Genomic DNA, 4,901 nt, shown 5'->3' with positions numbered 1-4,901 from the left:
GCTCAAGTACCCTTTCTCGTTCGAACTTGATCTGACCTGTATAAGAAACCATCGAACCCATCTTTGCCCAGACTACATCCGTTAAATTCACTTCCAAAATTCGTGATGTTTCCAATTCAAAAAAATCACTTTCTTCTTCATCCTGTTTTGTTAATTTAATAAATTCATTTAAAGAATAATTACTCATTTTCATAGCCCCTTCCAGTAACTCCTTTTGGATAAGTATAAGTATACAACATATAGTTAAAGTAAAATATTGTTATGCAAAACATTTTTGTTTAAAGCAGACAGACCCCCGAAGCACTGATAAAGTAACAATATTCAACTACAATAAAGTATGATTATTGAAGTTTACAGAGGGTATGATAGTTTTTTCAATGGGGGCATATGCGGAAGGCGAAGCGATCGAAAAAGATTTGAGCAACTTATTTTTACTCCAATCGGTTCTTAGTCATAATCAATTCGTACGCACTTCACATATAGTTCAAAAACGGGCAAGCAAAAGAGGCAACGGAATACGTTGAGAAGCGGGATCAAACAGCCGAAGATATGAAACAAGCTTACGAACATATGAAACAAATGTTTTACGACCTTGACTTGCGGTTAATCACGATGAAGAAGGGAAAAACGTACGGTGTGTCCTATACAATACATTGAATGGAGACAATCTATCGAAATTCGAAACAACTTGGAATGGAAGTTAAGTCAGCACTTTTATTCAACTGGGGTTCACTAAATAGAATAATTTTCTTAATCATAAACTTAAAGTAGACTATCTTCATGGCAGTCTACTTTGTTAACGAGCACAATATTCAGATTTACTATAAAATCCAGTTCATTCAAATATTACACCCTTCTCTCATCACAATAATTATCCACTAGCTGTTCAATTTGACCGGGATTAGGATATTTTCCCGAAAAGGAAAATTTGATCTCTTCTAAAAATTCCCCGTCTTTGTAAACATGAATTGCTCCATTTTGTTCGATAACACTATACTCCGGTTCAAAAAGGTATCCTTCGCGTTCAATTGCTCCCACTGAAATCACTCCTTAGTAAGCTGTTCACTAGTTAAAATTCCCATTTTTCAGATTGGATATACGCTTTAAAAAAGTCTCATTTGTTCAGTAGTTGACTTTTCCGTACCAGTACGATAGCCCATTGTTTTATACCCGGCTAAACGTTTTGCGTACATTCTTTTTAAAAGAGGAACATTGGCATCTACATAATCATACACTTGTACTTTCCGCTTTTCATCATATTCTCGATGAAGACGCCCTACATATTGTTGTAATGTGCCTTTCCAGGAAACTGGCATTGTTAAAAATAGCGTATCAAGTCGAGCATCATCAAAACCCTCCCCAATGTATTTACCTGTCGCAATAATGAGGCGCTCTTCTCGTTCGGAAATTTTTTGTAACTTTTCAAGCTCTTTATTTTGATCTTTTTTCTTCATATTTCCTGACAAGACAATGATATTTTTTGCAAAGCCGCAAAACATTTCACTTAAAATTTCTAAGTGTTGTAGGCGATTAGTTAAAATAATGGGAGACCTTCCATCTTCCAAAGAATGTAAAACATCATCAAAAATCTGTTCGTTTCTTTGCGAATTTATGATCAACTCTTCACAAATTTTTGCGAAATCAGTTTCCTTCGTTAAAAAGTTTGTTTTCCTTGGGCTTAAGTGGTGAATAAATGGACGAACTTTCGCTTGTTCCTTTGCATTAATCTTATATCGGATCGGGCCACATTGCATCGTAATAATCGGATGCATTCCGTCTTTCCTTTTTGGGGTAGCAGTTAAACCTAATACAAATTGGGGGCGAATTTGCTTTAGAACAGATTCAAAAGTAACAGCGGAAATAATATGACATTCATCAACTATGATTTGACCATATTGGCTAATATATGACTTTAACTGCCCTCGATAATTTAATCCCTGGATTGTAGCAACATCTATTTTCCCAGTAATTTTATTCTTCCCGCCACCAATCTGTCCAACCTCGGTAATCGGAATATTTAAAAATGCTGCGATTTTTTCTACCCATTGTTGGATTAACAGAGTGCGATGAACAATAACAAGTGTATTTACCCTTCTTTTAGCAATGATTGCAGTGGCTAAAACTGTTTTTCCAAATCCAGTAGTTGCAGACAAAACACCTTGTCGATGTTTAAGTAATGTATGCATTGCTTCTTCTTGTTGAAGTGACAAGGTACCATGAAATTTTGCATCGATAACTTCTCCACTATACTGTTTATCCTCAATCTTGACTTTAATAGACAATCCTTCCAAAAGATCACAAAGCTCTTGGAAACAACCTCGGGGGAGAATTAAATTTTCCTGTCGTTCTTCTGAACAGTCGATCACCCGGGGAATCCCTTTTGTAGAAAACCTATTTTGTTTCGCTTGATAGTATTTAGGATTACTCAATGAAGCTATATCTATAATCTTTTTTACCAAAGTAGCAGGAAGTTCTGATTTAGTAATATGAATACCGTTTTTTAGAGTAAGTGTAATTTCTTTTGGCATCGGGATCCATTCGGAGTCACTTTTCTCGCGGACTATTTTTTCATCTTCATCTAGCGCATGTAAGACCCCATAAATCTCTGTTTTTGTCATTTTTCGAACTGTAGATAAGTACATCCATTGATCCGGATAAGGGGTGAAAGTTTCATCTATAAATACACTATTTCCTTTACGTCCGGGTTCTCTTTGAAGCGGTATTGCTATTAGGTTACCAAAGCCTCCCATCGGCAAAGTATCTTGGTTCGGAAATAAACGATCAAATGATTCTAATAAAAAATCAGGGTTCTTTTTCTTCGTTTCTTTTAAAATTGTCATCCCTAAAGTGCGTGCCAATTTAGCTGTAACGGCTTCCATAAAGAAAATCCATATATGAGCTCCATTACCTGACCTTGATCTTTCGATATGATAAGGAACATTTAAATCCTCGCATGTTTTCGCAAAAGCTAACACATCTTTTTTCCACGTCCCCTTATCAAAATCAATCACTAAAAACATACACGTTCCATTTTGTAGTAATGGATAAATGCCGATTGTCTTTTTTCCTCGAATATGATCAATCAATACTTCATCTGTTAAGTGAAGGAGTTTGCGATTTTGACATTGACTGCATTTTATATGTGGCTTCTGGCATAAAGGTTTTTTCCATTCAAATTCACAAGCCGGAGTGTAACCTTTAGCCCCATTTTTTGACTCCCACCGAAGTGCATAAACATCCTCACGTCCCTTAAACAATTCTCTAAAAAGCTGTATCTTTTCTTGAAGAGAAGACTTTTTTGTTATTATTTTAGAAGAAGAATTTCCTGTACCTTGACTGTGCATTAATTTAGCTAATAACTTTTTTAAATAAAGATTTTCATTTTGTAATTGTTTATAATCCTGCATCATAATCCCTCTATGAAATTGAAGTCACCTTCATTATACTCATTTTTCAGAAAGTATAAACTAGAATAGCAAACGAATACCATTAATTAACTTATCAATAAGTTATTCAGCGATTTACATACATAATTCGTCGTTTATAAAAATAATTCAGCGATTCCAGTAAAAATTCAGCGCATTACATCAATTATTCAGCGATAAACAGAATAATTCAGCACATACAAGGCTCAGACCCTATATTGAAGCAAAAAGAACGTTGAACAGCAAATGATCAACGTTCTTTTACTAAATTGATATTTCTTTTACTCTTGGGGCTCTGAAGGTGTAGATATGTTTGACAATGCCTCTCCTGCAGCCTCATTCGATAAATTATCTACTGCTAAATCACCTAAAGCAACCATCCCTACAATTTGCCCGTTTTCAACGACTGGCAAACGACGTATTTGTTGCTGTGCCATTAACTGAGCAGCTTGTTGTACGTCCATTTCTGGTGAACCTTGAACTACTTGTTGAGCTGTCATCACTTGAGATATTGGTGTTTGTGCACCTTCTCCTTGAGATGTTGCTCGAAGTGTAATATCACGATCCGTAATAATCCCTGTCATCTGCCCGCTACTATTTACAACAGGGATCGAACCAATATTATTTTGGCTCATGAGTGCTGCCGCTTCCTGTACAGTTTGCGACTCATTTACCGTAATAACATTGGATGACATGATGTTGCGTAATTGTTGCATAAATATTACCTCCTTCATATTGTAGAATGGATTAATTTTGCAATAATTATGAGAGGTTTTTTATTTTAATGGGAAAATTCCTTAACTCTTACTACACAACATCATCCTGATTGTAAGTCATATTATAATGAACAATATTATTCACTGCCCGCTCTATGCGTTTTATTGCAACAGAACCAAAGTCATCGCCTTTGGCTTCCTTATAAATCGTCCACAAACTCCATAAATAATCTTGGAACACTTTATGCAACAAAATTCGCTGTATTTCTTCTGGACTAGGCTCACGCTCTAAATAATGTTTTAGAAAAAATAGTTCTTCCTCTTCAGTGAAACTTAACGAAACAAATAGTGTTGCGAGATCCCACATCGGATCAAACATTCCACTATATTCCCAATCGATTAAATATATGTGTTTATTAGTATCTAAAAGAATGTTTGCAGAAACTGTGTCGATATGACATGGGGTCTCCTTCACATCAAATGATTCATACACTTCTTTTAATTCCAATATATCATCCTTTAAAGGGGCAACTTTTTCCATCATTAGCGGATTCACCTTGATGACAAGGTCTTCATAATGATTCATTAAGGAAAACAAGTGAAACCGATTTTTCATGACAGTTTTAGACCGATGAAGATGTTGAAATACAGCGATAACTTCTTTCATCATCTTTCCTTCTCGCGCAAGTTCAGGAGTAAGCGTTTTCAAAAAATCGATTTTTCTAGTGATTTTGACCCCACTAGCAACATCAAAGTAGAC

General features: G+C 35.5%; 4 protein-coding genes and 1 pseudogene. All 5 read right to left on the bottom strand.

Annotated elements, in window-relative coordinates; translation table 11 throughout:
* Positions 1–187 (bottom strand): annotated as a pseudogene (locus ACPYKA_RS18880) (AIM24 family protein); the annotation flags it as partial.
* 659 nt (positions 188–846) lie between these two features.
* Positions 847–1,038: a YbxH family protein gene (locus ACPYKA_RS18875; protein WP_479543747.1), complete on the bottom strand. Its 192-nt coding sequence runs from the start codon at positions 1,036–1,038 to the stop codon at positions 847–849.
* Between the two features lie 65 nt (positions 1,039–1,103).
* Positions 1,104–3,407: a TOTE conflict system archaeo-eukaryotic primase domain-containing protein gene (locus ACPYKA_RS18870; protein WP_479543746.1), complete on the bottom strand. Its 2,304-nt coding sequence runs from the start codon at positions 3,405–3,407 to the stop codon at positions 1,104–1,106.
* Positions 3,408–3,706: 299 nt separating this feature from the next.
* Positions 3,707–4,141, bottom strand: coding sequence for a CBS domain-containing protein (locus ACPYKA_RS18865; RefSeq protein WP_479543745.1), 435 nt, complete (start codon positions 4,139–4,141; stop codon positions 3,707–3,709).
* Between the two features lie 91 nt (positions 4,142–4,232).
* Positions 4,233–4,901 (bottom strand): phosphotransferase family protein (locus tag ACPYKA_RS18860; RefSeq protein WP_479543744.1); only part of this gene is annotated, 669 nt, incomplete at its 5' end.

This window comes from Pseudogracilibacillus amylolyticus (SeqCode) (genome assembly GCF_051918545.1).
Taxonomy (GTDB): domain Bacteria; phylum Bacillota; class Bacilli; order Bacillales; family Amphibacillaceae; genus Pseudogracilibacillus.
This window is presented reverse-complemented; position numbering and strand designations above follow the sequence as displayed.

Bases quoted from the DNA above. Each gene is read 5' to 3' on its own strand.
- ACPYKA_RS18870 (WP_479543746.1), bottom strand. From the start codon at position 3,407: ATGCAGGATTATAAACAATTACAAAATGAAAATCTTTATTTAAAAAAG.
- ACPYKA_RS18865 (WP_479543745.1), bottom strand. From the start codon at position 4,141: ATGCAACAATTACGCAACATCATGTCATCCAATGTTATTACGGTAAAT.